The organism is Oceanobacillus sp. CFH 90083, assembly GCF_009389585.1.
Classification (GTDB): domain Bacteria; phylum Bacillota; class Bacilli; order Bacillales; family Amphibacillaceae; genus Oceanobacillus.
Window position 1 is genome coordinate 1 of sequence record NZ_VIYG01000025.1, and the last position, 25,789, is coordinate 25,789.

At 38.6% G+C, this 25,789-nt stretch carries 27 protein-coding genes and 2 pseudogenes; 27 read left to right on the plus strand and 2 right to left on the minus strand.

Going from position 1 to position 25,789, the window contains the following annotated elements; translation table 11 throughout:
* Positions 1–242 precede the first annotated feature (242 nt).
* The 4 genes and pseudogenes from FLK20_RS20415 (at position 243) to FLK20_RS20425 (ending at position 1,131) form a co-directional block, all read left to right on the plus strand.
* Positions 243–458, plus strand: coding sequence for a hypothetical protein (locus FLK20_RS20415; protein WP_152658450.1), 216 nt, complete (start codon positions 243–245; stop codon positions 456–458).
* On the plus strand, positions 400–618 hold the full coding sequence (locus FLK20_RS22335) for a phage integrase SAM-like domain-containing protein (RefSeq protein ID WP_194165709.1): 219 nt from the start codon (positions 400–402) through the stop codon (positions 616–618). Before FLK20_RS20415 ends, FLK20_RS22335 begins: the two co-directional genes overlap by 59 nt.
* Positions 619–718: 100 nt before the next feature.
* A pseudogene (locus FLK20_RS20420) lies at positions 719–931 on the plus strand (transposase); the annotation flags it as partial.
* Between the two features lie 38 nt (positions 932–969).
* A complete protein-coding gene (locus tag FLK20_RS20425; protein WP_227995200.1) occupies positions 970–1,131 on the plus strand; it encodes an FAD-dependent oxidoreductase in 162 nt (53 codons plus the stop codon).
* 649 nt (positions 1,132–1,780) lie between these two features.
* On the opposite strand, the gene FLK20_RS20430 is transcribed toward FLK20_RS20425, so the two are convergent.
* Entirely contained in the window at positions 1,781–2,677 is an 897-nt protein-coding gene (locus tag FLK20_RS20430; RefSeq protein WP_152658452.1) for a LysR family transcriptional regulator, read from the minus strand.
* Between the two features lie 385 nt (positions 2,678–3,062).
* Here FLK20_RS20430 and FLK20_RS20435 point away from each other — a divergent pair, with 385 nt between their 5' ends.
* The 5 genes from FLK20_RS20435 (at position 3,063) to FLK20_RS20455 (ending at position 7,621) form a co-directional block, all read left to right on the plus strand.
* The gene (locus FLK20_RS20435) at positions 3,063–4,175 is read left to right on the plus strand and encodes an alpha/beta hydrolase (protein ID WP_227995201.1); all 1,113 of its coding nucleotides are present in this window, start codon (positions 3,063–3,065) and stop codon (positions 4,173–4,175) included.
* A 403-nt stretch (positions 4,176–4,578) separates the two neighbouring features.
* Entirely contained in the window at positions 4,579–5,163 is a 585-nt protein-coding gene (locus FLK20_RS20440; protein WP_227995212.1) for a cyclophilin-like fold protein, read from the plus strand.
* 120 nt (positions 5,164–5,283) lie between these two features.
* Positions 5,284–6,030 (plus strand): SDR family oxidoreductase, encoded by a 747-nt coding sequence (locus tag FLK20_RS20445; protein WP_152658453.1) that lies wholly within the window; start codon positions 5,284–5,286, stop codon positions 6,028–6,030.
* 160 nt (positions 6,031–6,190) lie between these two features.
* On the plus strand, positions 6,191–6,457 hold the full coding sequence (locus tag FLK20_RS20450; RefSeq protein ID WP_227995213.1) for a PRD domain-containing protein: 267 nt from the start codon (positions 6,191–6,193) through the stop codon (positions 6,455–6,457).
* Between the two features lie 6 nt (positions 6,458–6,463).
* Positions 6,464–7,621, plus strand: coding sequence for an MFS transporter (locus FLK20_RS20455; RefSeq protein WP_152658455.1), 1,158 nt, complete (start codon positions 6,464–6,466; stop codon positions 7,619–7,621).
* Between the two features lie 100 nt (positions 7,622–7,721).
* On the opposite strand, the gene FLK20_RS20460 is transcribed toward FLK20_RS20455, so the two are convergent.
* Complete coding sequence (locus FLK20_RS20460) at positions 7,722–8,135, minus strand: MerR family transcriptional regulator (RefSeq protein WP_152658456.1); 414 nt, start codon at positions 8,133–8,135, stop codon at positions 7,722–7,724.
* Positions 8,136–8,688: 553 nt separating this feature from the next.
* Between FLK20_RS20460 and FLK20_RS20465 the strand changes: the two genes are divergently transcribed.
* The 18 genes and pseudogenes from FLK20_RS20465 (at position 8,689) to FLK20_RS20545 (ending at position 25,413) form a co-directional block, all read left to right on the plus strand.
* On the plus strand, positions 8,689–9,729 hold the full coding sequence (locus FLK20_RS20465) for an NAD(P)-dependent alcohol dehydrogenase (RefSeq protein ID WP_152658457.1): 1,041 nt from the start codon (positions 8,689–8,691) through the stop codon (positions 9,727–9,729).
* 34 nt (positions 9,730–9,763) lie between these two features.
* Positions 9,764–10,852: a PQQ-dependent sugar dehydrogenase gene (locus tag FLK20_RS20470; protein WP_152658458.1), complete on the plus strand. Its 1,089-nt coding sequence runs from the start codon at positions 9,764–9,766 to the stop codon at positions 10,850–10,852.
* A gap of 75 nt (positions 10,853–10,927) precedes the next feature.
* A complete protein-coding gene (locus tag FLK20_RS20475; RefSeq protein ID WP_152658459.1) occupies positions 10,928–11,782 on the plus strand; it encodes an aldo/keto reductase in 855 nt (284 codons plus the stop codon).
* A gap of 74 nt (positions 11,783–11,856) precedes the next feature.
* A complete protein-coding gene (locus tag FLK20_RS20480) occupies positions 11,857–12,579 on the plus strand; it encodes a dihydrofolate reductase family protein (RefSeq protein ID WP_152658460.1) in 723 nt (240 codons plus the stop codon).
* Positions 12,580–12,630: 51 nt separating this feature from the next.
* Entirely contained in the window at positions 12,631–12,858 is a 228-nt protein-coding gene (locus FLK20_RS20485) for an aminotransferase class III-fold pyridoxal phosphate-dependent enzyme (RefSeq protein ID WP_227995234.1), read from the plus strand.
* Positions 12,859–12,989: 131 nt separating this feature from the next.
* Positions 12,990–13,205: a Rossmann-fold NAD(P)-binding domain-containing protein gene (locus FLK20_RS22340; protein WP_370453222.1), complete on the plus strand. Its 216-nt coding sequence runs from the start codon at positions 12,990–12,992 to the stop codon at positions 13,203–13,205.
* Positions 13,174–13,547 (plus strand): annotated as a pseudogene (locus tag FLK20_RS22345) (NAD(P)H-binding protein). The gene FLK20_RS22340 and the pseudogene FLK20_RS22345 overlap by 32 nt, the downstream one beginning before the upstream one ends.
* 554 nt (positions 13,548–14,101) lie before the next feature.
* The gene (ilvB, locus tag FLK20_RS20495; protein WP_227995226.1) at positions 14,102–15,820 is read left to right on the plus strand and encodes a biosynthetic-type acetolactate synthase large subunit; all 1,719 of its coding nucleotides are present in this window, start codon (positions 14,102–14,104) and stop codon (positions 15,818–15,820) included.
* Entirely contained in the window at positions 15,817–16,344 is a 528-nt protein-coding gene (gene ilvN, locus FLK20_RS20500; RefSeq protein ID WP_152658462.1) for an acetolactate synthase small subunit, read from the plus strand. Before ilvB ends, ilvN begins: the two co-directional genes overlap by 4 nt.
* Positions 16,345–17,106: 762 nt before the next feature.
* Positions 17,107–18,285, plus strand: coding sequence for a poly-gamma-glutamate synthase PgsB (gene pgsB, locus FLK20_RS20505; RefSeq protein WP_152658463.1), 1,179 nt, complete (start codon positions 17,107–17,109; stop codon positions 18,283–18,285).
* A 1-nt stretch (position 18,286) separates the two neighbouring features.
* Positions 18,287–18,736 carry a poly-gamma-glutamate biosynthesis protein PgsC gene (gene pgsC, locus FLK20_RS20510; protein WP_152658464.1) on the plus strand — a complete coding sequence of 150 codons (450 nt, stop codon included), beginning with the start codon at positions 18,287–18,289 and terminating at the stop codon, positions 18,734–18,736.
* Positions 18,737–18,747: 11 nt separating this feature from the next.
* Positions 18,748–19,911, plus strand: a complete 1,164-nt coding sequence (locus FLK20_RS20515; protein ID WP_152658465.1) for a CapA family protein — start codon at positions 18,748–18,750, stop codon at positions 19,909–19,911.
* Entirely contained in the window at positions 19,901–21,550 is a 1,650-nt protein-coding gene (locus FLK20_RS20520) for a gamma-glutamyltransferase family protein (RefSeq protein ID WP_152658466.1), read from the plus strand. Before FLK20_RS20515 ends, FLK20_RS20520 begins: the two co-directional genes overlap by 11 nt.
* Before the next feature lie 21 nt (positions 21,551–21,571).
* Positions 21,572–21,949 carry a hypothetical protein gene (locus FLK20_RS20525; RefSeq protein ID WP_152658467.1) on the plus strand — a complete coding sequence of 126 codons (378 nt, stop codon included), beginning with the start codon at positions 21,572–21,574 and terminating at the stop codon, positions 21,947–21,949.
* A 196-nt stretch (positions 21,950–22,145) separates the two neighbouring features.
* Positions 22,146–22,913: a class I SAM-dependent methyltransferase gene (locus FLK20_RS20530; RefSeq protein ID WP_152658468.1), complete on the plus strand. Its 768-nt coding sequence runs from the start codon at positions 22,146–22,148 to the stop codon at positions 22,911–22,913.
* 111 nt (positions 22,914–23,024) lie between these two features.
* Positions 23,025–23,675 (plus strand): SDR family oxidoreductase, encoded by a 651-nt coding sequence (locus tag FLK20_RS20535; protein ID WP_152658469.1) that lies wholly within the window; start codon positions 23,025–23,027, stop codon positions 23,673–23,675.
* 107 nt (positions 23,676–23,782) lie between these two features.
* Positions 23,783–24,304 carry a P-loop NTPase family protein gene (locus FLK20_RS20540; RefSeq protein ID WP_152658470.1) on the plus strand — a complete coding sequence of 174 codons (522 nt, stop codon included), beginning with the start codon at positions 23,783–23,785 and terminating at the stop codon, positions 24,302–24,304.
* 197 nt (positions 24,305–24,501) lie between these two features.
* Positions 24,502–25,413, plus strand: a complete 912-nt coding sequence (locus tag FLK20_RS20545) for a serine hydrolase domain-containing protein (protein ID WP_227995230.1) — start codon at positions 24,502–24,504, stop codon at positions 25,411–25,413.
* Positions 25,414–25,789: the final 376 nt, after the last annotated feature.

Sequence of the window (25,789 nt, forward strand, 5' to 3'; positions counted from 1 at the left end):
AGGGTCATATTCGACCCCGACCACCGGTATCTTTTAAGCGCTGAATCGCTTGCTACGCAAGGGTTTGGCGTTTACTATTTCGGATGAATATGCGATAAGCACTACGCAGGACTCGATATACTTCGCACGACTAAAATATTGCGCGAAGAAAGGTACGAGTAAAATGGCGAAAAGGCGAACATTTATCGCAGATACTACCGTAGAAATCACACAAAATCGGAATGTAATAGACGATAGCTTCGATGAATAATGTCGAGGCTTTTTTACGTTCTGTACGGTTAAACCAGCGGAGTGAGGATACAGTAAAGTATTATCGGGAACGTTTGAATGTACTAGGAAAAGTACTTGCACAGCAAGGGTATCCTACGCGACTTCGCCGTATTACAGAAGAAATTTTAAGTGACGGGATTTATCCTATACTCGAAGGAGGAGAAGGGGGGAAAGGATACAACGATTAGGACGTATTTAAGGGCATTTAGAGCATTTTTTAATTGGGCTGCTAAGAGAGGTGTTATCGAAGTATCTCCGATGAAGAATATTCGAATAGGTAAAGATAAAATATCTGGTGTAGAAACGTTCACAATGGAACAATTATCTGAAATTCTTTCGCAACGGTAGTGTAAACTAAACTGTGTAAGTAAGAGAGCGTACGGCTCTTACTACGCAGTTTAGTTTTTTATTGTTAAAATAAAAATATACCGATTGGGAGGTTATTCTATTGTCTAAGTCAAAGCAAGAAGAGAAATCAGCTGAATTGGCAAAACAAATTCTAGAAAACTACCAACCAGAGACCGTGGAAGATATACAAAATGCACTGAATGAAATATTCAGACCGATGTTTGAGTCCATGTTGAAAGGTGAAATGAATCATCATTTAGGTTACGAATCCAATGATAAGACAGAAAAAGAGACAGAAAACAGACGGAATGGTTCCCTTTTGCAGAGCAGCTGGGCTTAGAGCTGAATGATATGAGGGGAATTAAAACAGATCCATACGGTCGTACAAGTGTGAAAGGAATTTATGCTGCGGGTGACAACGCAGCTGGTCCGTCTCAGCTGGTAATTGCGGCAAGTCAAGGAAGCAAAGCGGCAATAGGGGTAATTAGTGATTTCGTGGAAGAAGCTTTTTAAAAAACAGGTTACTTATCAGTACATCCTCTTTTATTTATGTTATAAAAAGGGGATGTATTTTCTTTGATCACTGCATTGCTTCTTATCTGCCTCGTATGCATAAAATAAAACAGAAAAGATGGGATTTATATAATCGATATCACGTAGCAAAAAAAAACGTCGTATCCAGAAGATGTAAAGTATACGATTAACCGGGGAATCAGAAACACGTCTGACTGACCTGGGATAGCTAGGAGAATTGTCATTGCGATATCCTATGGATCAGACAAACTGGATAATTTGAATATTTATCATACCAGTACTTTTTGGAGCATTTATCCCTCATCAAATAAATGATTACCACGATGCAAGCGCATAGCAATTTGGACAGTATGCGGCAATTCTCTTGCAGTTGGTGCATGACCGGCTAAAATATCGCGTGACAGCAAGGGTTAGCGTCTCTTGTGCGCGTTTTTCCAGTGTTATTATGCAGGAAGAAATTTAAACTGGGGTTTCTAAAAAATGTAGTAACTCTATGCTTACGTCATCAAGTTATTTAGTAAAGTATCTTTACTTGAGGTTCAACATATTCACAAAAAATCCAGTATATTAAAACTTGAATATACTGGGACTACATTCTTTAGTATGCCAAAAACTAAAGTTCCACCATTTATTCATTCTGATTATAAACTTCAATATTATATCGAATCTGATCTAAAAATTTGTTTGCGGCATTGGAGAAAATCTGATGTTTTTTCCAGATAATATTTAAACTGGCTGTTAATTTAGGGCTTAAAGGTTTAAAACAAAGATTGCTGTCGCCAGACGTATTAATTAATTTATCTATACATAAGGCATATCCGAGATCTGCTTCCACCATTCGTGAAGCATTATAGAGCAAGTTATATGTTCCGGTAATATTTAAGTCTTTCACATTCTGCCCAAGCCAGCCGGACAGTTCATTGTCGACAGTGGTTTGTCGGGAGATGATTAAGGGCTTATCTATTAAATCGGATGCTTGAATGGATTGATTATGTGACAACGGACTATCTTTGCGCATTAATACGCCCCAAACATCTTGAGCCGGCAGCTGTATATAATCATATTTTTGCTTATCTGTCGGTTCAATGACAATGCCGAAGTCCAATAATCCGTTCTCTAATTTATCCCTGATATCATCTGCATTGCCACTGTATAAATGAAATTGAATCGCTGGATGATCTTTCCGCAGATCTTTTAAGGTTTTGGCGATAAAATGCATGGCTTCTGTCTCACCGCCGCCGATATATATTTCTCCGCTAATAAGTTCTTCCGGCTGATTAAAATTTGCTTCTGTTTTATCGACTAAGCCCACAATTTCCTTCGCCTTTGTCAGTAAAAAAATGCCTTCTTCCGTTAAAGTAATCTTTCTGTTCCCTCTGATAAATAAAGTGGTACCTAATTCATCTTCCAAATCACTTAATTGTCTCGATAATGTCGGCTGGGATATATGTAAGGATTGTGCTGCTGCTGAAATATTTTGCTCATTTGCAACTGCAATAAAGTAGCGTAATAAGCGAATTTCCATTTTTAAAACCTCCTATGCTTATTATGTATATTTAACTATTTAATATAGGTATTTGATATTTGAATTGTATCATTTTATGATGTTACTGAAAAGCTTTACTAATTATTGATAATTAAAAGGAGGGATGATTTATGGAAAGTTAAGAAAGAATGATTGTAATGTCGGGAACCTCAAGCATTGGTAAATCAGCAACTCATCCACATAATAAGTATCTGTCACAAATCTAACTGAAAATGTCAATAATTTACCAGGTATGGTTAAATATCCTCGGTGGCATTACAAAAATTGAACTTTAAATTCGTTTAGAGAAACCAAATCTCAAATCTTTTTCAATTTTTTTCACTCAAGTAGAACATTTAGTTTAACAATTAACAGGAGGCTAAAAATGAACAAAAAATATTTAGAAACACTTAGAAAAACTGCTGTAGTATTGTTATTTAGTACTATGTTTATCCTTGTTGCATGCAGTGACGAAGATGAAGCTGCCAATAATGAAAACACTCCAGAAAGTGGACTTCAAGCAGAAACAGTAGACACCCCGGAATGGGATAAAACTTTTCCTCAGAGCGATGAGGTGACACACGAAAAAGTAACATTCGAAAATAGACTGGGAATTGAATTAGTTGCAGATATGTATGTTCCGAATGGTGCGAATGCTTCAGAAGAAATGCCTGCCATTATTGTTGGACACCCGTTCGGCGCTGTGAAGGAACAGTCTTCAGGCTTGTATGCTCAGGAGATGGCAGAACGTGGCTTTGTAACGGTTGCTTTTGATGCTTCTTATAATGGAGAAAGTGGCGGTGAGCCTCGTAATATTGCCTCTCCAGAAGCATTTGTTGAAGATTTCAGTGCAGCAGTAGATTTTTTAGGAACGCGTGATTTAGTGGACCGTGATCGTATTGGGGTTATCGGTATTTGTGGCAGTGGCGGGTTTACCATCAATGCTGCGCAGGTGGACCCCAGATTGCAAGCTGTTGCAACAGTGAGCATGTATGACATGGGGCGTGCCCATCGAGAAGGATTAGGTTTAATACCTGTATCGGATGAGGTAATGACCGAAGAAGAGTGGGAATTAGCTCTTGAGGAGGCTGCTGAACAGCGCTGGGTTGAAGCCGAAGGAGGAGAGCCAGTCCAGGATTTAATCGGAAATGCGGTAGAACTTAAGCCTTCACAAGAAGCAGCAGCTGAAGAATTTGCTGAATACTATGCGACATCCAGAGGAGAGCACCCTCGTTCTTTGCCAATGAGCATGACCAGCAGAGGAGCGTTAATGAACTTCTTCCCATTTGAACAAATTGAGACAATTAGTCCACGCCCAATTCTCTTTGTTGCTGGAGAGAATGCGCATTCTAGAAGTCATAGCGAAGATGCTTATGAGCTGGCAGGAGAAGAAAGTGAGCTTTATATTGTACCAGATGCAGGACATGTAGATTTGTACGATGATATGGAATTAATTCCATTTGACGAATTAGAATCTTTCTTCCAAGAAAATTTGTAAAAAAACCAATTGGTTCAGTGCTGAAAATGGAAAGTTATATACCGATTATCATCTAAGTAAAACATTGTGTGAATCTCTTATATTTTGTAGGGGTTCACACTTTTTTAGCTTAGATTTCCATACGTGCTTGGATCTTATATTTTTAATTCGCTTAAATTACGATATTAAACAGAAAAGAAAGTCACTCAAAAAGGGAACTTCTAAATGCCAACGAAGAATAAAGTAATTATTATTATGGGAGCAGCTAGTGGAAACGGTGAGCCATTTTGAAGCTACTTGCTGAAAAGAATGCTAAGCTTATTGGTTCGGCTGTGCAAGCTGTTTAGACTTTTCAAACAAGTATAGCAGAGATGTATTTTAGCATATGCTGCTTTTTATTATATTAGGGGAGGCTATAAATGAAATGAAGAAAATATTGGTATTTGCTTTCACTTTGATGATTATTTTCACTCTTGCAGCATGTGGAAATGATAGCAATGACGGAAATATTTCTGATGAAAGTGAAGCGATAAATGATCGGGGTAACGAAAACGATCAGGAGGATTCAAATGAAGAAGAGGATACATCAGAGGAAATAAATGACGAAAGCAGTCAGGATTCTTCGGAGAATAATAATGATTCAGATGGTTCAGAAGAAAAAATTGTAGCAACGCTTGACAGTGGAGAAATCATTATCAATGTTTATGATAATCCAACAAGCAGAGAACTTTTAGACCAGCTTCCCTTAACGTTAACTTTCGAAGAGTATGCTGGATTTGAAAAGCTGGCTTATCCGCCGGAAGAACTAACTACGGAAGGAACACCTGATGGCTATACACCTAAACGTGGAGATTTTTCTTATTTTTCTCCTTGGGGAAACATAACCTTTTTTTATGATAGTCACAGATACTCCAATGGACTGGTTAAAATGGGGGAAATCGAATCAGGAGTAGAATTACTTGATGATATTGATGAAGATTTTACTGTTACCATTGAAAGGTTAGAGTAAATATAATTATCTGACTCCTCATTTAGCACTGAGATCCTACCAGTAAAACAAAATCTTTGCCATGAAGTTAACTTTAGGATATATAGTATAACTATTCAAGAATAAAGGAGAGAAAACAGCATGACAATTCAAGATAAAGTGGTTATTATTACAGGAGCTTCATCAGGAATTGGAGAGGCGACTGCAAAATTATTAGCGTCAAAAGGTGCGAAAGTAGTATTGGGAGCCCGTCGCGAGGACAAGTTAAAAGAGCTGGCCGAAGCAATCAAAAGTGAAGGTGGAGAAGCGGTCTATAAAGTAACAGATGTTGTGAATCCAAAAGATAATGAAGAGCTGGTTCAAACTGCGAAAGATACTTTCGGAGGAGTGGATGTTATCTTCTTAAATGCGGGACTTATGCCTAATTCCCCATTATCCGAATTAAAAGTAGATGAATGGAACAGCATGGTGGATGTTAACATTAAAGGTGTTTTAAACGGAATCGCTGCGGTATTACCAATGTTTATTGAACAAAAATCTGGACATGTGATTACTACTTCTTCTGTAGCAGGGCTGAAAGCTTATCCAGGCGGCGCAGTTTATGGTGCAACAAAATGGGCAGTACGTGATTTGATGGAAGTGCTGCGTATGGAATCTGCACAGGAGGGAACCAATATCCGTACAGCAACCATATATCCGGCAGCTATTAATACAGAATTGCTTGATACCATTACGGATAAAGACACTCTGGAAGGTGCCACAGAACTCTATAAACAATATGGCATTACCCCGGACCGTATTGACAATGTTGTAGAATTTGCCATTAACCAGCCTGAAGATGTCAATGTAAACGAGTTTACTGTAGGACCAACCAATCAGCCTTGGTAAAAAAATTTCGTGAATAGGTTTAGATAGGAACTGTCAGCAGTTGGTTATCATTTAAATATCATACTCGAATTTCTATAATAAATAGTCCTATGCCTTTTATGTATATTTAACTATTCGATATAGGTATTTGATATTTGAATAATACCGGATTATGATGTTATTGAAAAGTAATTACTTAAAAGGGGAGTTTAATCCGGAGCAAGTTGATAAAATTTTTGCTCTGGAGAATGAAGATACAATGAATAAGTTTAAATCCATCGTCTCCAATATACCCATGGAGATGGTGGAGATTACTGAAAGGATTATTACCTATGCACAAGCAAGATTAGGGAAAAGTCTAAATGATAGTATTTATATTCATTTAACAGATCATATTCACTTTGCCATCGAGCGATATAAAAATAATCAGCCTATTAAAATGGAGTAGTAGTTTATGAAGAATTCGCAAGGTTTACTTATATTTATATTAGCAGTCGGAGTTTTTGGTATTATCAACACCGAGATGGGAGTTATTGGGATACTCCCGGATTTAGCGGAATATTTTGATGTCAGCGTCTCGACTGCAGGCTTATTAGTGAGTCTGTTTGCACTCGCTATTGCCATTGCCGGACCGACAATGCCGCTGGTGTTTTCCGGTATGAATCGGAAACATGTCATGATAATGGTGCTGACTATTTTTATTATAGGTAACATTATTTCCGTCTTTACAACTAATTTTACGGTTGCTGTAATTTCGCGTGTCATACCAGCTTTTTTTCATCCGGTTTATGTATCGATGGCTTTATCGGTTGCTGGTGCCTCTGTCAGCGAAAAGGAAGCACCGAAAGCTATCTCTAAAGTATTTATCGGTGTTTCTGCAGGGATGGTGTTAGGTGTTCCAATTGTCAGTTTTATTGCTGATGCGATTTCCGTTCAAGCAGGAATGGCCTTTTTCGCTATCGTTAATATTTTTACATTAATTGCGACGATTATTTTGGTGCCTTCGATGCCTGTTACAGAAAGACTTTCTTACGGATCGCAGCTGAAAATATTAACAAAAGGAATTACATGGCTCTCAATTTTAGCGGTTCTGCTGATTAATGCAGCTATCTTCGGGGTTTATAGTTACCTTGCTGAATATTTAGGTACAGTAACCAATATGTCATCTAATTTAATTAGTATTATGCTCTTGGTTTATGGTTTGGCAAATATTCTGGGAAATATTATAGCAGGCAGGCTGCTTTCGGAAAGTCCAATCCGTACGGTAACTATTTTTCCAATCGCTTTAATTACGCTTTATCTTATTTTCTACCCTGTAGCTGAACTAACCGTTCCAACTGCTATGATGATTTTGGTATGGGGGATTTTAGGAGGAATTGGTGCAAACATCAATCAGTATTGGATTATGTCTGCCGCACCAAAAGCTCCGGATTTCGCAAATGGTTTGTTTCTCACAGCTGTTAACTTAGGTACAACGATTGGAACAGCTGCCGCTGGAATGATTATATCGCAAATTGGAACAAGGGAAATTCTGTTTGTCGGTGTTGCTGCCTTAATAGCAGGTTTTATATTTATTGTGCTTCGAAATACCTTGTACAAAACTGCGGCCTGATGTTTACCGGTTTTGATAATTCATCAGCAGGTCTTTGTTAAGATATAAATAAAATCAACTGTATTTTATAAATTCATGTATGAAATACAGTTGATTTATATTAATCTAAAACACTGGTACCAATTTTCTTTTTACCCTGAGCATCTTCTGTTCCGGCATCCAGTGCCGCCTTATAATAATTACTTTTATGCTCGATAACATTCAGAGCTTCTTGCAGCTCCTCAATTTGTTTCTCAACAGCAATCTTTTGTTTTTGAAATAGATCATATCTTTGCTGCAGGGTAGAGTCTCCTTCTGATGACCATTCGATAAAATTCTTGATATCTTTAATGGCCATTCCACTGTTTTTTAAGCATTGAATAAATTTTAATAACTCTATATCCGATTCCTTAAACACTCTTGTGCCGTTAGCGGTACGCTCAACAGAAGGAATCAGACCCTCTCTGTCATAATAGCGTAATGTATGTATTTTGAAATTCAATTTTTTAGCAACTTCGCCGATAGAATAATTCATGCTAATCTCCCCCTGTTAGATTTAAACCTTAAGTAAGCTTTAAGATTGTGAAAAATATTACCATACTATTTTTTTAGTGTCAAAATGAAAGTCGAACAAAATAGAAAACAAATTCTTTTAATGGACAATCGATTGAATAACATTAGCTTTACGATAGTGAATGTTATTTGGCCGGTTATGAAGGGCTTTTGAAATAAATTAAAAAAATAAAGTGAAATACTTGCCCTAAAGTTAACTTCATGAAGTAAGATAATTCCTTAGAAAACTTGGTTGTCACCAAGCTTTTAGGTGACATCCTTAGTTGCGCTTATGCAGTAAGAAAGTTTATACTTTCTTACCTGCCAAAAAAATAAGGAGGGATAGACGGATTAATGTGAATAAAAGAGAATTCCATTTGATGAAGTTATTCATATCTGTCACCAACACCTTATAAAAAATNAAAAATAAGGAGGGATAGACGGATTAATGTGAATAAAAGAGAATTCCATTTGATGAAGTTATTCATATCTGTCACCAACACCTTATAAAAAATATATTATTGGAGGTTTTAGGTATGGTTATTGCTAAAGCACGAGCTGTTGATGGGCCAGATAAATCTTTTCGGGAGGCTGAAATTAGACGCCGTAATCTGGATAAAGGGGACGTACTCATTGAAATTAAATATGCCGGTATTTGCCACTCGGACATCCATACTGCCCGTGGTGATTGGGGAGAGGTACATTATCCGCTGGTTCCCGGGCATGAGATTGCAGGAATTGTGACGGATGTAGGCCCAGAGGTTACAAAATATAAAATCGGTGATCGAGCAGGCGTTGGCTGTATGGTTGATTCCTGTGGAGAGTGTGAAAATTGTCTTAAAGGAGAAGAACAGTACTGCCTTAAGGGAAAAATAGACACCTATGCAGCGGTTGATAAGTACGGGGAGCATACGCAAGGCGGCTATTCCACCCATATTGTTGTTCCGGAAGATTTTGTACTTCGTATACCTGAAAGCATCAGCCTTGAAGTCGCCGCACCATTACTTTGTGCAGGAATTACAACGTATTCTCCGTTAAATCATTGGAAAGCTGGTTCAGGTAAGAAGGTAGCAGTTGTGGGAATGGGAGGACTTGGTCATATGGCTGTCAAAATTGCACATGCGATGGGGGCTGAGGTAACTGTTTTATCACAAACGTTGAATAAAAAAGACGACGGATTGCAATTTGGGGCAGCGGATTACTATGCAACAAGTAATCCGGAAACATTTGAGAAACTTGCCGGCTCTTTTGATTTAATTATTAATACCGTAAGTGCAAAAATTGATATAGATGCTTATTTTGGGTTACTTACGCTGGATGGTACATTGGTAAATGTTGGTGCTCCAGGAGAGCCCTTGTCTTTAAACGTACAATCTCTTATCGGTCACCGCCGGTCATTTGCAGGTTCCATGATTGGCGGGATTCGTGAAACGCAAGAAATGTTAGACTTTTGTGCTAAACATAACATTGCCCCACAGGTTGAAGTGATTTCTGCCGATCAAATTGATGAAGCTTACGAACGTGTCTTGGCTTCTGACGTCCGATATCGCTTCGTAATCGACACAAGCACGATGTAGTTAATAAAAAGTAATGATGTGAGGAGTGATGTGTATGAAAAAAATCTTTTCAGGATATTTGATTGGTGTTCTGTTCCTCATTGGCTGTTCAGCGAATGAGGAACAAGGTACTTCCGATTCAGAAGAAACACCACAAGAGGAATCCTCTGTACCTATCGAAGGTTTAGAGGTTATTGCAGAAAATTTGGACGTTCCATGGTCGATGGAACTGATAGAAGATACCTTTTATGTCACGGAACGGGCAGGGAGCATTGTCCGAATAGAGAATGGTGCGTCAGAACGGCAGGAAGTGGAGCTCGAACATGAAGTATCAACAGCTTCAGAAGCAGGGTTACTTGGTTTTGCGCTTGCTCCTGATTTTTCCGAATCAAATCAGGCCTATGCTTACTATACGTATGAAAGCAGCGAGGGACAATTTAATCGTATTGTAACACTTCAATTAGAAGATAATACTTGGACAGAAGAGAGCGTACTTCTTGATGAAATCCCCAGCGGTACTTATCACCATGGAGGAAGGCTTAAAATAAGGCCGGACGGAATGCTTTATGCAACAGCAGGAGATGCGTCGGAACGTGAAATAGCGCAAGATCTGGATTCATTAGGCGGTAAAATTTTAAGAATGAACCTGGATGGATCGATACCGGCAGATAACCCATTCCCGGACTCCTATGTTTATAGCTATGGACATCGTAATCCTCAAGGGATTACCTGGTCATCGGATGGTGTGATGTATGCAAGTGAGCATGGGGAAAATGCGAATGATGAAGTCAATTTAATTGAAGCAGGTGAAAATTACGGCTGGCCGGTTATTGAAGGAGAGGAAGAGCAGGATGGAATGATTTCACCTTTATTTACTTCTGGAAGCAATGAAACCTGGGCTCCGTCTGGTATGGCATATGATGAGGATACATTATATGTCGCTGCCTTAAGAGGAACAGCTGTTTTGGAATTTGATCTTGAGACAGAAGAGTATCGTGAAGTTATCAGTGATCTGGGAAGAATTCGGGATGTACGGATTGAGGATAACTATCTTTATTTTGTAAGTAATAACGGAGATGGGAGAGGTACTCCTGAGAATAATGATGACAGGCTTTATCGAATCCCGCTTTCAGAATTAGAATAACTGGAAAAGAGTTATTGTCATTCCCCAAAAATAAAGTAGATTTTTAATAATAAAAAAGGCTGGAGGGAGAGACAGATGAAAAAAGTAAAAATTGCCGGAAGAGAAGTGTTTCCTATCGGTTTAGGTACGTTAAAGATGGGAGACAAGTCAAATAAATTTGATCAGGAAATAAAAGCGATACAAATGGGTCTGGATAACGGTGTTCAAGTAATCGACACAGCTGAAATGTATGGTGATGGGAATTCCGAGCATTTGATAGCTCAAGCCATCAAACCTTATCTTTATAATCGGGAAGATTTGTTTCTTATTTCTAAGGTTCTCCCTTCTAACGCTTCTAAAAAGCAATTACCGATTAGCCTTGATCATAGTCTAATACGATTAAATGTCGATTACTTGGATCTATATTTGCTTCACTGGCAAGGGAGCATCCCTCTTCAAGAAACGGTGGAAGCATTAGAAAAAGCTAAAAACCAAGGCAAGATTAAAGCGTGGGGTGTTTCTAATTTAGACACAGATGATATCGAAAAAATACTGACCTTTCCAGAAGGGGCAAATTGTGCAGCAAATCAAGTACGCTACAATTTGGCTGATCGGGGGATCGAATATGATCTGATTCCGGTAATGAGCAAGCAGGAAATACCGGTTATTGCTTATGCACCGGTTGACCGGTGTGACAGCTCCGGTACCGGATTAACAAAGCAAAATGTTTTAAAGGAAATAGCTGAAACACACCAGGCAGATATTTTTCAAATTTTATTAGCCTGGTGTATCCGGAATGGAGAAACAATTGCTATTCCCCAGTCCAGCAATCCTGCCCATGTATTCAATAATGTAAAGGCGGCTGAAATTCAATTAACACAGCAGGATCTGGAGCAAATCGATACCATATTTCCAAAGCCTGTAACGAAGCAGCCTCTCGCTTTATGGTGAGCGTGATATAATTTGAAGATTCATTTTAATCTGATGGTTTACTTATTACAATGCAACGAAAAGGAGATTTTAACATGACCAGACCTTATATTTTTTGCCATATGATTACCTCTATTGACGGGAAAATTGATGGAACACATAAAAAGCTTCCCGAGAGAGGTTTAAATGCATTGGATTTTTACCAAATAGCCTTCGGGGAAAATGCCCATTATCGAACAGATGCCTGGTTATCTGGACGTGCAACATCGGAAGCGGCTTTTACAAAGAATAGAGAGCCGGATGTAGACAAAGATGCAGCACCTGTTCCAGAAGGGGATTATATCGCAGAAACAGACTTGCCTAAGTATTATGTTTCGGTGGACCCGTCTGGAAGACTTGCCTGGGAGAGTAATAACCTGCAATACCGGGATACAAAAGCGCATATTATTGAGGTATTAACGGAAAAAGCCAGCAATGAATATAAAGCAATGCTCAGAAAATTAAACATTTCTTACGTTATTGCGGGGCAGGATACGCTGAATTATGAGCTGTTAATGGAGAAATTAACGGATTTATTCCATATTAAGACGTTAATGCTTGGCGGAGGCGGTGTTCTTAATTGGTCCTTTATTCAAGCTGGTCTCTGCGATGAGGTAAGTATTATGATGGCACCGTTTGCTGACGGCTCTGCTTCTACGCATGCTTTATTCCAAACGAAAGAAGGATTGTCAACGGATATTCCTGTCGCATTTGATTTAGACCATGTAGAAAAAAGAGAGAATGGCGGCGTTTGGCTGCGCTATAAAGTGAAGAAATAATAGATCTACATGTTATTCACTCAGGGGGTCTGAATCAAGGATTATCCATTTATAGATGGAGAATTAAGAGGAAGAGGATTCATGCAGGGAATTGCTTGCAGGACCCCTGATACTGCTCCAAAAATAACAGCAAAGGCATTTGAAAAAGGGCTGATCATGGAGACATCGGGGGTAAATGATGATGTGATTAAATTATTACCTCCTTTAATCATTGATGAGGACGGCATAGAAAAAGGAATAGCCATTCTTGAGGAAAGTATGAAAGAGCTGATACAGTAGCGCTGAACTTAGGATATAATCAAGGCTGACTACCAGAAACAGTGAATGATGGTTTTTCAGTCAGAGTTCCTTAGGGCAGTACAATGTGATTAAAATTTTAGGTAAATAGCAAATACAAGGAAGGTAACCTAATGAAGCACGTTATTATCATTGGTGCGAATGGCCGTTTCGCCATAGAAACCATCCCCCGGTTACAAGCACAAGAAGATGTAAAGCTGACACTTTTCTTACGTCAGGCTAATCGGGTACAGGATATTGTTATCAATACTATTGGGAATAGATTTAGGAGATACAACGGAAATTTTGGTAAAAGCGATGATAGAAATAAAGGTCAAGCGAATTATTGACATCAATGCAGGCGGGATCTACAATGAATTGCCTGAACCTTTTAATTCCTGGGATTTTCAGATGACAGGTCAAACACGACCGGTTAATCAAAAAGCAGCGGACGTTATTGAAAATGCTGTACTGGATTACACCATTTGCGCCCTGTCTGGTTAACGAATAAGCCAATTACAGATTTTCAATTGACGAAGAAGGGCGAGGTGTATAAAGGAACGGAGGCTTCCCATGCCAGCCTTGCACAATTTATTGCAGAAACCGGTGAAATACCAGACCATTTTAAAAATGAAAATTTGGGTATCAGTCAACCAAACACGGATGGAGATGAGCCTGCTGTCTATCTCTGATGAAGTAATGATTACAGCTATTCATTTAATTAGATTGAATTATGATAAAAATCAAAAAATCTATTGACAATGATAAAGAAAAAAGATATGATTGTTCGCAATATAAAATCCTTCTTAACAAAAGCATTTTAAAGTACATTGAAATAGAATATGATCAAATACGTTGACGGGAAAAAAAGGAGAAAAGAAACAGCTTTAACAGAGATCCGGGGGTGCTGGGAGCCTGGAATAGCAGTTTTTTCCGATGTCGTCCCTGAGTGCCGCATGGAAAGGTAATCCGATTATATGTGGCCAGGTGCTTCTTTCAAAAAAAAAGTACCTGTTATCAAATACAGCACACGTAGCTGTAGAGGTAATGTTTGAGAAAGTATTGCAAAACTGGGTGGTACCGTGAAAAGCAGATTCTTTTCGCCCCATACATGATCGTTATACATGTATGGGGCGAAAAGGGTCTTTTTTTTCGCATAAAAACAACCTTTCCTATCCCGGTTGCATGTATGCAAAGAAGGATTTACCGTAATATCATTTTTAAATTAAAAAGGAGGCGAATTACATTGAAAGAAATTGCAAATCAGGAAGCAGCAAGGAAGCGAAATGTAGTCACAGGAGCTGATGTACTGGTTCAGGCATTGGAGAAGGCGGATGTAGAGGTTGTCTTTGGTTATCCGGGAGGTGCGGTGTTACCTATTTATGACGCATTGCACCGAAATAATACATCCTTTAAACATATTCTTTCACGACATGAGCAAGGCTCCATACATGCAGCGGAGGGATATGCAAGAGTATCAGGCAAACCGGGTGTGGTTATTGCTACCTCGGGGCCGGGTGCAACCAATCTGATAACTGGGATTGCAGATGCCATGATGGATTCTATTCCGCTGATTATTTTTACGGGACAGGTTGCTAAGCAATTTATTGGAACAGATTTTTTTCAGGAAGCAGACATGGTTGGTATCACCACTCCAATTACAAAATATAATTATCAGGTAAATGATATTGAAGAGCTTCCAAGAATCGTGAATGAGGCATTTTACCTAGCTACATCAGGAAGAAAAGGGCCGGTGGTGATTGATATTCCCAAAAATATTTCTGAAACAGTAACTATTAATGAATGGAAAGATACGTTTCATCTGCCAGGTTACCAGCCGACGATCTATCCGAATCCCATGCAAATTTCAAAATTTACCAATGCACTTAGTCAAGCTGAAAGACCTGTATTGCTTGCCGGAGCGGGTGTACTTTTCTCTGAAGCGACAGAGGAATTAAAGCAATTCGTTCATAATTGGGAAATTCCGGTTGTTACTACCTTATTAGGACTTGGAAGCTATCCTGGAAAGGACCCTTTATCACTTGGGATGGGTGGTATGCATGGAACCTATACAGCAAATACAGCAATTTATGAATCTGATTTTTTAATCAATATTGGAGCGCGGTTTGATGACAGATTGACTGGAAACCTTCAGCATTTTGCCCCGCATGCAAGGGTGGCGCATATCGATATCGATCCTGCTGAAATCGGAAAAAATGTTGAAACAGAAATTCCGATTGTTGCCGATGCAAAGCAAACGTTGGAGGCATTATTACAGCAAGAGGTAAAGCGTGGTAACTACACGGACTGGCTGGATAAATTGAGCATTAATAAAGAAAGATATCCACTCTGGTATGAACGGGGAAGCACTCCGGTCAGCCCGCAATGGTTCATCGAACAGATCCATGAAAAATCGGGAGAAGCAATTGTAACGACAGATGTAGGGCAGCATCAAATGTGGGCAGCACAGTTCTACGCTTTCAAAAATCCAAATAATTGGGTTACATCCGGAGGGCTTGGCACGATGGGATTTGGTTTCCCGGCTGCCATTGGAGCACAAATTGCTAAACCGGATCAGCTTGTTTTAGCGATCGTAGGTGATGGAGGATTTCAAATGACATCGCAGGAATTATCCATCTTAAAGTCTCAAAATCTTCCGGTGAAAGTAATTATTTTGAATAATGAAGCATTAGGAATGGTAAGACAATGGCAGGAAACATTTTATGAAAAGCGATACGCCCATTCCTTATTTACAGAAAATCCTGACTTTGTCGGCCTGGCAAAATGCTACGGCATTAAAGGAATGCTGGTATCGGATGAAAAAGATGTACCACAAGCTCTGGAGGAAGCATTTGCATACGATGGTCCAGTAGTCATCGATTGTCGAATAACGAAAGAGGCATGTGTCTATCCAATGATTGCTCCAGGCAAAGGAATGCATGAAATGATCGGGGTGACAAAATGAAACGAATCATTATTGCAACAGTTCAGGACCATGGCGGCGTGTTAAATCGGATCACTGGTATGCTGCACCGGCGTCAGTTCAATATTGAAAGTATTTCTGTCGGTGCTTCCGATATCAAAGGAATTTCCAAGATGACATTTGTTGTCGACGTCAATGATAAGCGGAGAATGGAACAGCTGACGAAACAATTAAATAAGCAAATTGATGTTATCAAAGTATTGGATGTTACAGAAAAAGCCATTGTAACAAGGGAACTCGCCTTAATCAAAGTTGTAGCTAACAATCAGACTAGAGCAGAGATTATGACACTGATTTCTACGTTTCGAGCAGATGTGATTGACATCAGCAAAGAGAGTGTAACCATACAGGTAACCGGAAAACCGGAGAAGGTCGATGCGTTAATTTCATTGCTTCGAGCATATGGAATTAAAGATTTGACGAAAACAGGGTTAACCGCATTTCCGAGAGGGTCTCAGCCGGAACAGGCTTTTAATGAACGGACCGGTATAAAAACTCATGGTTAAACGGTGAATATTTGTATTAAAGCAGGCCTATAAACTGATTTATCAGAGCTGTTATTTCAATGCTGCGAATGGAAAGGAGGATTGTCGCATCAAGATTTGATGTGGGATTCTCCCTTTTTAATTACCTGTTTTATGTCAAATGACATAGGTAATAAATTTGTCCTTATACTTAAAAACAACTTAGAGCGATGAATGGATATAACGATTCGTCTGCAATAGAAGGTAATTAAAGTACTATACTGATCTTGATACTAGTATTCTTTATTGATCTGGAAAAAGTTTTAAGCTTGCCACCCTTTCTACGTAAGGGTAGCAAGCTTTTTTTATAAGGGGTTATAATTTCTCCATTCAGAAGAATTAAACTGTTGCGGTTAATTAATAGAACCATGAAAAGTTTTTTATTTAGGCAAACGATTGCTTATCTCACCATCTGGATAACTTTCCATGTACTACTTTTTCTACAAATTAAACGAAGGTAAATATTGGAAGATCAATAACTATATAAAAACTAATATAATAGACTAGCAAAATTTAAATGACGATGTAGCTATTCGACGTATATTTTATTTCATTTGGAAGTCAGATTTGTCACGGATATTAAAATTAGAATAAAAAAAAGGGATTTTTCTTGTTAATATATCATTTTTTGTTAAAATGGCTTTGATATTGTCGCAATCTATCTTAGTAATTTACTGGATAATTTGCAGGAGTGAAGATCTGTTATCTTCATGATTCGATGAATGATAAAGGAAGGATATTGTTATGTTATTGATTCCAATTGTGCTCGTTATTGCATTGATTATCGGTATTATGGAGTGGCATTCACATCAAAAGCATATAAATGCTCTGCCGATTCGGGTAAATGTGAATGGAATCCGTGGGAAATCAACAGTAACGCGCTTAATTACAGGTATTATCAAAGAGGCTGGATATAAAACAATCGGCAAAACAACTGGTACTTCAGCAAGGATGATTTATTGGAATACATCAGAGGAAGAACCTATTACCCGGCGTCCCGAGGGACCGAATATCCGCGAACAGAAAATGGTTGTGAAAAAGTCAGCAGAGATGGGTGCCGAGGCTTTGGTCAGTGAGTGTATGGCCGTTAACCCGGATTATCAAATTGTCTTTCAAGAGAAACTGCTGCAAGCGAACATAGGTGTGATTGTTAATGTGCTGGAAGACCATATGGATGTGATGGGACCTACATTAGATGAAGTTGCCGAGGCTTTTACAGCTACTATTCCACATAATGGACATTTGATTATTTCGGATGGACCATACGTAGAATATTTTAAACAAGAAGCAGCAAAAAGAGATACGAAGGTGATTGTTGCTGATAATTGTAAAATTCCGGATGCCTATTTACGAAAATTTGACTATATGATTTTTCCGGAAAATGCTTCGTTGGCATTAGCAGTTGCCGAAGCATTGGATATTGATGAAAAAACGGCATTTCGTGGCATGCTTAAGGCACAACCCGATCCAGGCGCAATGCGGATCATGCAGCTGAGGGATGATCATGCATCAGCATATTTCGTCAACGGATTTGCAGCCAATGATTCCGTATCGACCATTAATATTTGGGAAAATGTGAAATCTTTAGGTTATTCTGAAAAGAATCCAATTATCGTAATGAATTGCCGGGCAGACCGCGTGGACCGGACGATTCAATTTGTAGATGATGTTTTACCACATATCCCGATGGATGCGCTTGTCTTGATTGGTGAAAAAGCAGACCCGATTAAGAGTGCAGTAAAGTCAGGCAAGCTAAAAGTCAATCGAATCATTGACCTTCAAGGCAAGTCAACGGACGAAATCTATGAAACATTAATCGACACCGCATCGGATCATATTATTTATGGGATAGGGAACATCCACGGAGCTGCGGAACCATTAGTTGAAAAATTTCAAGCCCACGCAGAAATAGGAGGATCATAGAATGTTTGGCTCAGATTTATATATCGCACTTGTGCTTGGAGTTATTCTAAGCTTACTTTTTTCAGAGAAAACTGGCATTGTTCCGGCGGGGCTGGTTGTGCCGGGATATTTAGCACTGGTTTTTGACCAGCCTATATTTATTGCTGTTATATTTGGCATCAGCCTTTTAACGTATGTCATTGTGACCTATGGATTGTCACGTATTGTACTGCTTTATGGACGGAGAAAATTTGCCGCCATGTTATCAGTAGGAATTGTACTGAAGCTGCTTCTGGATTATGCCTATCCGATGCTCCCATTTGAAATATTGGAATTTAGAGGAATCGGGGTTATTGTCCCTGGTCTTATCGCGAATACTATTCAAAAACAGGGAGCTATTATTACAATCGGAAGCTCGCTTTTATTGGGTGCACTGACCTTTGTTATTTTAAGCGTTTATTACATGATATAGGAAGGGTTTATATGTCTAAAAAATTAACATACCAGGAAAAAATATTACGGATGGGGAAACGTCAAAAAAAATCTGCAGGTAAGCATGTAATCATTGGTTTAGCTGTCATTGTTCTCTATATTGCCGGACATAAAATCTTCTTTTCATCAGATGTCGCAGAGGTTGAGAAAAGAGCTGATTCAGAGTTCACAGCTGCGTTTGTTGGTGATATTATGTTTGGGCGCCATGTGGAAGATGTGACAGAAAAATACGGGACAACCTATCCCTTTGAAAAAATAAAGCCTTTCTTTGACAATGCGGATTATGTGTCCGGTAATTTTGAAAATCCCATTTTACTGCAGGATGAAGAAAACTATGAGCAAATAGATAAGCGAATTCATCTACATACGGATGCAGATGCGGCGCATGCTTTAAAAGAAATGAATTTTACAGTGCTCAATTTGGCTAATAACCACATGATGGATTATGGCTCAGAAGGATTGAATGATACAATTTCAACACTGGATAACATAGGTTTAGACTATGTTGGTGCAGGGGAAAATATAGAAGAAGCAACCACAATTGATTATCAGGAAGTAAATGGTATAAGGATTGCAACACTTGGCTATACAGACGCCCTTGTTGAAGGCTTCTCAGCGCTCGGTTATCGGGCTGGTGTTGCACGTGCGCTGCCAGATAATATATTTCCGATGATCGAGGAAGCGAATCAAAACGCAGATCTGGTTTTTGTAAATATGCATTGGGGCGTTGAATATGATAATCAGCCGCACCCGAGACAAACGGAGCTGGCAAGGGCAATGATCGATGTTGGTGCGGATGCGATTATCGGGCATCATTCCCACGTATTATCCGAAGTTGAAAAATATAAAGATGGTGTTATTTTTTATGGACTCGGCAACTTTGTTTTTGATCAGGGCTGGTCCAGAACCAAGGATAGTGCGATCGTCCAATATGATTTATTAAGTGACGGGACAGGCAGATTTGAAATTACGCCGCTGCGTATCAACGGAGCACAGCCTTATGTAACGAAAAACAAATATAATCAAATGAAAATTCATTTGCAATTAATGAGAAACCAGCCGGAGGAGAATTTTAAAAAAGAGGATGGAAAATTAATTTTGGAAGTGGACCATTCGGATGTTTTAGAGGAAAGGGGTTCTGATAATGGGCAATAAAAAGTTTATTACGATATTGACAATTATTGTCGCAGCAGGACTGGTCTTTGTTTATACACAGCAAGGGATGTTTGAGGAGGAAATAACAACGACGGATTATGGTGTGGAACAATCAGAAACGGTGAATACATCGGAAGGATACGGTGTTAGTGCTTCTCATCCGTTGGCAGTGGAAGCAGGGATGAATGTACTGGAAGCAGGCGGTAATGCTGCGGATGCGGCAGTTGTTGTTACCTACGTGCTTGGTGTTGTTGAGCCTTATGGTTCCGGGATCGGCGGCGGTGGAGAAATGTTGATTTATCCACATAATGCGGACGAGCCGACAGTTTACGAGTACCGTGAAACTGCACCGGAGTCAGGGGCAGAGCCAGAAACCTTTGCTATTCCAGGATTGGTAAAAGGAATGGAGAAGCTAAATCATGACTTAGGTTCGATGGAGATGGAAGAGTTAATCCAGCCTGCAATTGATTATGCGGAGGAAGGATTTGAAGTGGACAACCATTTAGTAAATCGACTGAGTAAAGGGTCTTACCGGATGGATGTTGCAGAATTGGAAGAGTTTTTCCCAAACGGTGAAATTTTAGAAATAAATGATATATTGAAGCAGCCCAAATTAGCGGATACATTACGTTTAATCCAGGAAGGCGGAGCGGATGCTTTTTATAATGGACCGATTGCAGATCAAATATTAGAACATGAAGATACATTAGTAGCAGAAGACTTAAGCAGCTATACTGCAAAAACAACGGATGCAGCACACGGAACCTTTGCCGGCTATGATGTTTATTCTGCGCCGCCGCCATTAGCAGGAGTTACATTAATTCAATCCTTACAAATGGCGGAGCAGTTAAATATTGCATCGACAGAGAATAATCAAAGAGATTATATCCACCTTATCGGAGAAATTTCCAAACGATCTTATGATGATCGGGTCGAAAATGTTGGAGACAGATTCTTTACGGATACCATACCGACAAATGAGCTGACATCTGCCGACTACACAAAACAGATGGCAGACACCATTTCACTTGATGAACTATCAGAGGATTATGAAGTAAACGATTCGATATCAGACGAAGAAGATCATGATAATACGACACACTTTGTCATTATCGATCAAGATGGTACAATGGTATCAGCAACACATACATTAGGGAACTTTTTTGGTTCCGGGGATAATGTAGCCGGATTTTTTATGAATAACCAAATGGAGAACTTCAGTACTAGGGATGACTCATTAAATAGTATTGAACCGGGAAAAACACCGAGAAGCTTTACAAGCCCAACCATTTTGACGAATGGTGAAAGAACAATCGGTATCGGTTCACCAGGCGGTAAAAGAATTCCGATGGTGATGACCCAAGTGCTTGTGAAGCATTTGATATTTAATGAACCATTCGAGGAAGCTGTTGAAGATGATAGATTTTATATAGAAGGTAATGATATTTTCACAGAAACAGAGCTGGATACTGATGTTCAATCCGGCTTGAGGGCCAGAGGATATGAAATCTACAATCAAACGGACATTGACTTTTATGGTGGTATTCAATCACTTGTGATCGATGAGGAGACCGAGACAATTTACGGGTCCGCAGACTCCCGGAGAAATGGTATATGGCAAGTAGAAGAGAACCAATAATAATCGCAGGAGGAAGATAAAGTGAAAAAAGTTATAACAGGCGTCATGCCCGTTTTGCTGCTTGTTCTTGCATTAACATTTATGACCAGCTACAAGCAATGGGATGATTTATCGGATACAGAACGATATCAGATCCGAAGCTACGTTGAAGCAGCTGAATCGGCAGAGACTGAATCTGCCGGTGTTCAGGAGGAAGAACAACCAAAGAGCGAGGTTGCCAGTGCAAGCATTGAGGAAATAGAAGTGGATCCAGATGTAAATTACAGTATGAGAATTACTAAGGATGAGGAAACAGTAATAGTGCGTGGTGATAACGGGTTTGTTCGTCATTTTTCCATGGAAGATTGGAAGGAAAATCAAGCAGACTACTATGCGAAGTTTGATTTAGACCCATACTAGAAAACAGAAAAGTAACATGGTAGAAAAAGAGGTTCAGCTGAGCCTCTTTTTTGTTCGTACAGAGCTTCTAAAAATAATTATTTATATCAGATTTATGTTAATATGGACAGGCATAATGGATATGAAAAGTTAAATATTTTTTAAACAATCCATACTTGTACTCAAAATTAGAATGCACTTGGAGGACATGGTTAACGTGGATAAACGACTAACTTTTAATGAGGATGCAGAGAATTATGACAAGTGGAGGCCTGGGTATTGTGATGAGTTATTCAAAGATATTTTGGAGTATGCTCAAGTTGGACAGGGAAAAAAAGTAATTGAAATTGGAATCGGGACAGGCCAGGCTACAAAACCATTTTTGGATAAAAATTGTGAATTAACAGCGGTTGAGTTAGGAAAAGACCTCGCCGAATATTCAAAATTAAAGTTTCAGGAATATAAAAATTTCACAATGCACCATTCAGCATTTGAAGACTTCAGCTGTCAAAAGGACAGCATAGACTTAATTTATTCGGCTACCGCATTTCACTGGATTCCAAAAGAAAAAGGCTACCCTAAAGTCCTCGAATTATTAAAACCTGGTGGAACATTAGCATTGTTTTGGAACAGACCATTTGTTTCACGGGATAATGACGAATTACATCAGAAAATTCAAAGGATATATCAAAAATACAGACCCTCCAATACGAAAATAATAGAAATGGATAAAGATAGATATAACAATAGGTTAAAGACTATTCAATCATATGGATTCAAGGATACTGTATGTAAGCTGTATCATTTAAAACGAATATTCTCTGCTGCTGACTATATTTCATTATTAAATACTTATTCAGACCACAGAAGTTTACCGTGCGATATAAAAAAATGCTTAGAATATGAGATTAGAGAAGCAATTATAGATTCAGGTGATAAATTAAATGTTTTTGATACGATTGATTTATATTTATCAAGAAAATAAATTTCTTAATGAAGCTGACAAAAGGATATTTACACAATCCAATTATTTAACATCTCCTCCTGAAAGCTTTACAATAAAAAGAGAGAAAGCCAAAAGGAAAGGGTGAATGCTTTGAATATCTTAGTAGTTGGAGCAAATGGACAAATAGGGAAGCATCTGGTCAAATTGATTCAGGAAAATGGAGATCAGGCACGCGCGCTTATCCGCAGGCAGGAACAAGCGGATTATTTCAAGGATTTAGGTGCGGAAACTGCCATCGTTAACTTAGAGGGAGAAGTCGATGCGATTGCTGAAGCAGCAGAAGGTGTTGATGCGGTGGTATTTACAGCTGGATCTGGCCCCAAAACTGGAAAGGATAAAACCCTGATGATTGACTTAGACGGTGCTGTAAAAACTATTCAAGCGGCGCAAAAATCGAACGTTAAACGTTTTATCATGATCAGTTCGTTTGACACCAGCCGTGAAGCTATTCAAGCTGCCCCTGAATCATTTGCACCTTATGTTGTAGCGAAACACTATGCAGATGAATGGCTGTTAAATACGGATTTAGACTACACTATCATTCATCCGGGTGTGTTAACCAATGAGCCAGGCACCAATCAGGTAACACTTGGCTCCAGTGTCGAACGGGGAGAAGTACCACGGGAGGATATCGCCAAAGTGATTTATACCAGCCTGAAAAATGACATAACCATCGGCAAAAGATTTCAGGTAGTAGGTGGACAAACTCCTGTTGAAGAAGCGATACAGTCGGTGAAATAATAAGAAAAGTCGGGCATACGTTTGCCCGATTTTTTTCTGAATGGGCAGGAAGGATTTGTATTATATAAAGGTATATGTATGGAGGACAGATAGATTGAGGTGAGTAAATGAATCAAAGGATTCCTGAAAAAATACATATTATCGGTTCAGTTGGAAGTGGAAAAACTACTTTAGCTATGAAACTATCTATGCAGCTGCACATTCCTTATCATGAACTGGATAATGTCGTTTGGAAAAGATTTGATACAGGAGATATGAGAAGGACTCCAGAAGAAAGAGATACATATTTGAAGAGAATAGTTAATTCTGATAAGTGGATTATGGAAGGAGTTCATCATAAATGGGTTACTCCATGTCTTCAAAATGCTGATGTTATCTTATTTTTAGATACTAAATTATCTATTAGGAGATTTAGAATCATCAAAAGGTTTATCAGGCAGAAACTGGGCTTGGAGACAGCAAACTATAAGCCGAGTTTGAAAATTTTAAAAGATTTATATAGTTACAATACTGTTTTTGAATATCATAGTAAGCCAGAAATCCTGAACATGTTAAGACTGTATGATAACAAATTAATGCTTTTTAAAAGTGATATGGAAGTTATAAATTATTTTAAGCAACTGATGTAATTATCAGTTGCATGAGAACAGAAGGTCTACACTATTTTAAAAGCTGCCGCCTGGATAAAGCACAGCTCCTTGTCTAAACAGAGAATGAATCTGCATTAAAACTTTACAGGTCTCTTGGCTTTGAAATTAGAAAGGAAGAGAGGAGATATTGGATAGATTTATAATAAATGAATTTCAGTATTCAGGAGGTATTTAATATGCATGAAAATCTTATGAAGGATTTTGAAAGAGAAGTGATGAAAGATAAAATTGACAGCTGTCTCATCCAGCATGATAACAAGCTGATTTTTGAATATTATCGAAATAATAAAATGAAGGAAAGGCAGCATAAGATATATTCTGTTACAAAAAGCGTCCTATCTGCTCTTGTCGGCATTGCAATAGACAAAGGCTATATACCGCATGTGAATACACCGATTACTACATACTTTCCAGACAGCAGGAAGGAGTCAGCTGGTGATGAAATTACGATTAAGCATTTATTAACAATGACTTCAGGGTTATATTGGCCAGGAAATGAAGCAATGATACCAAATAAAAATTGGGTTAAATTTGTACTTAGTCAGCCGGTTGAATATAAGCCGGGGGAAGAAATGGTTTACAGCTGCGGTTCTTCTCAGTTAATAAGTGCAATCTTACAAAAAGCAACTGGAACAGATACTGTAACCTTTGCACAAAAGCATTTATTTATGCCATTAGGTATAACACAATATAAATGGAATCGTGACTCCAAGGGAATAGCAATTGGCGGTTTTGGATTGAATATGAAAACAGAGGATTTATTAAAAATCGGGATATTATATATGAATAAAGGTAAATGGAATTCCAAACAAATTGTTTCAAGTGACTGGGTTGAGGAATCTACTGCGGCCAGTTTTCAAATAGATAATACATTTTCATACGGCTATCACTGGTGGGGCTTAACAGGGAATGATCAAGAGCCCCAAATACCTGAAACTTTTTTTGCTCTCGGCAAAAATGGGCAGTATATCTTTGTAGTCCCAAGCTATCAATTAACAGCTGTTTTCACAAGTGATATTACGGATGATTCATCAAGACCGATAGATTATTTTAAAAAGTATCTGCTGTCATATGCTAGTATTCATTAATAATAGATTAAGCTTTTCGAGATATGAGAGAGAAGAGAATGAAAAGGAACTATGGAGGCGTTATAGTAAAAGCCAGTTTAATAGCGATAGAAGCCGACTTGCTATTTTTGCACTTTAAGAAACCAGCATGGCTCGTCAAGTTTTCTGTAAGATGAAAAAGATTAGATTGAAATAATCCCAAGCTTATTATAGAATACAAGCTATGCTAAGATTTATGCGCTAAACCATAATGAAATAGAGAAAGGGCTTCGTACATGCTGGAAACCATCGGAATACTAGGAACGATTATTACTGTTATTGCTATTGTAGGTGTTGTTCTTGTAATTTATTTAATTAGGAGATTGTTAATCAAAACCACCAGTGTGAACTGGTGGTT

Bases quoted from the DNA above. Each gene is read 5' to 3' on its own strand.
- FLK20_RS20415 (WP_152658450.1), top strand. From the start codon at position 243: ATGAATAATGTCGAGGCTTTTTTACGTTCTGTACGGTTAAACCAGCGG.
- pgsC (WP_152658464.1), top strand. From the start codon at position 18,287: ATGTTTGGCTCAGATTTATATATCGCACTTGTGCTTGGAGTTATTCTA.
- ilvN (WP_152658462.1), top strand. From the start codon at position 15,817: ATGAAACGAATCATTATTGCAACAGTTCAGGACCATGGCGGCGTGTTA.
- FLK20_RS20440 (WP_227995212.1), top strand. From the start codon at position 4,579: ATGAAGAAAATATTGGTATTTGCTTTCACTTTGATGATTATTTTCACT.
- FLK20_RS20445 (WP_152658453.1), top strand. From the start codon at position 5,284: ATGACAATTCAAGATAAAGTGGTTATTATTACAGGAGCTTCATCAGGA.
- FLK20_RS20455 (WP_152658455.1), top strand. From the start codon at position 6,464: ATGAAGAATTCGCAAGGTTTACTTATATTTATATTAGCAGTCGGAGTT.
- FLK20_RS22340 (WP_370453222.1), top strand. From the start codon at position 12,990: ATGAAGCACGTTATTATCATTGGTGCGAATGGCCGTTTCGCCATAGAA.
- pgsB (WP_152658463.1), top strand. From the start codon at position 17,107: ATGTTATTGATTCCAATTGTGCTCGTTATTGCATTGATTATCGGTATT.
- FLK20_RS20540 (WP_152658470.1), top strand. From the start codon at position 23,783: ATGAATCAAAGGATTCCTGAAAAAATACATATTATCGGTTCAGTTGGA.
- FLK20_RS20460 (WP_152658456.1), bottom strand. From the start codon at position 8,135: ATGAATTATTCTATCGGCGAAGTTGCTAAAAAATTGAATTTCAAAATA.
- FLK20_RS20430 (WP_152658452.1), bottom strand. From the start codon at position 2,677: ATGGAAATTCGCTTATTACGCTACTTTATTGCAGTTGCAAATGAGCAA.
- FLK20_RS20515 (WP_152658465.1), top strand. From the start codon at position 18,748: ATGTCTAAAAAATTAACATACCAGGAAAAAATATTACGGATGGGGAAA.
- FLK20_RS20520 (WP_152658466.1), top strand. From the start codon at position 19,901: ATGGGCAATAAAAAGTTTATTACGATATTGACAATTATTGTCGCAGCA.
- FLK20_RS20465 (WP_152658457.1), top strand. From the start codon at position 8,689: ATGGTTATTGCTAAAGCACGAGCTGTTGATGGGCCAGATAAATCTTTT.
- FLK20_RS20435 (WP_227995201.1), top strand. From the start codon at position 3,063: ATGAACAAAAAATATTTAGAAACACTTAGAAAAACTGCTGTAGTATTG.
- FLK20_RS20470 (WP_152658458.1), top strand. From the start codon at position 9,764: ATGAAAAAAATCTTTTCAGGATATTTGATTGGTGTTCTGTTCCTCATT.
- FLK20_RS20545 (WP_227995230.1), top strand. From the start codon at position 24,502: ATGCATGAAAATCTTATGAAGGATTTTGAAAGAGAAGTGATGAAAGAT.
- FLK20_RS20425 (WP_227995200.1), top strand. From the start codon at position 970: ATGAGGGGAATTAAAACAGATCCATACGGTCGTACAAGTGTGAAAGGA.
- FLK20_RS20480 (WP_152658460.1), top strand. From the start codon at position 11,857: ATGACCAGACCTTATATTTTTTGCCATATGATTACCTCTATTGACGGG.
- FLK20_RS20475 (WP_152658459.1), top strand. From the start codon at position 10,928: ATGAAAAAAGTAAAAATTGCCGGAAGAGAAGTGTTTCCTATCGGTTTA.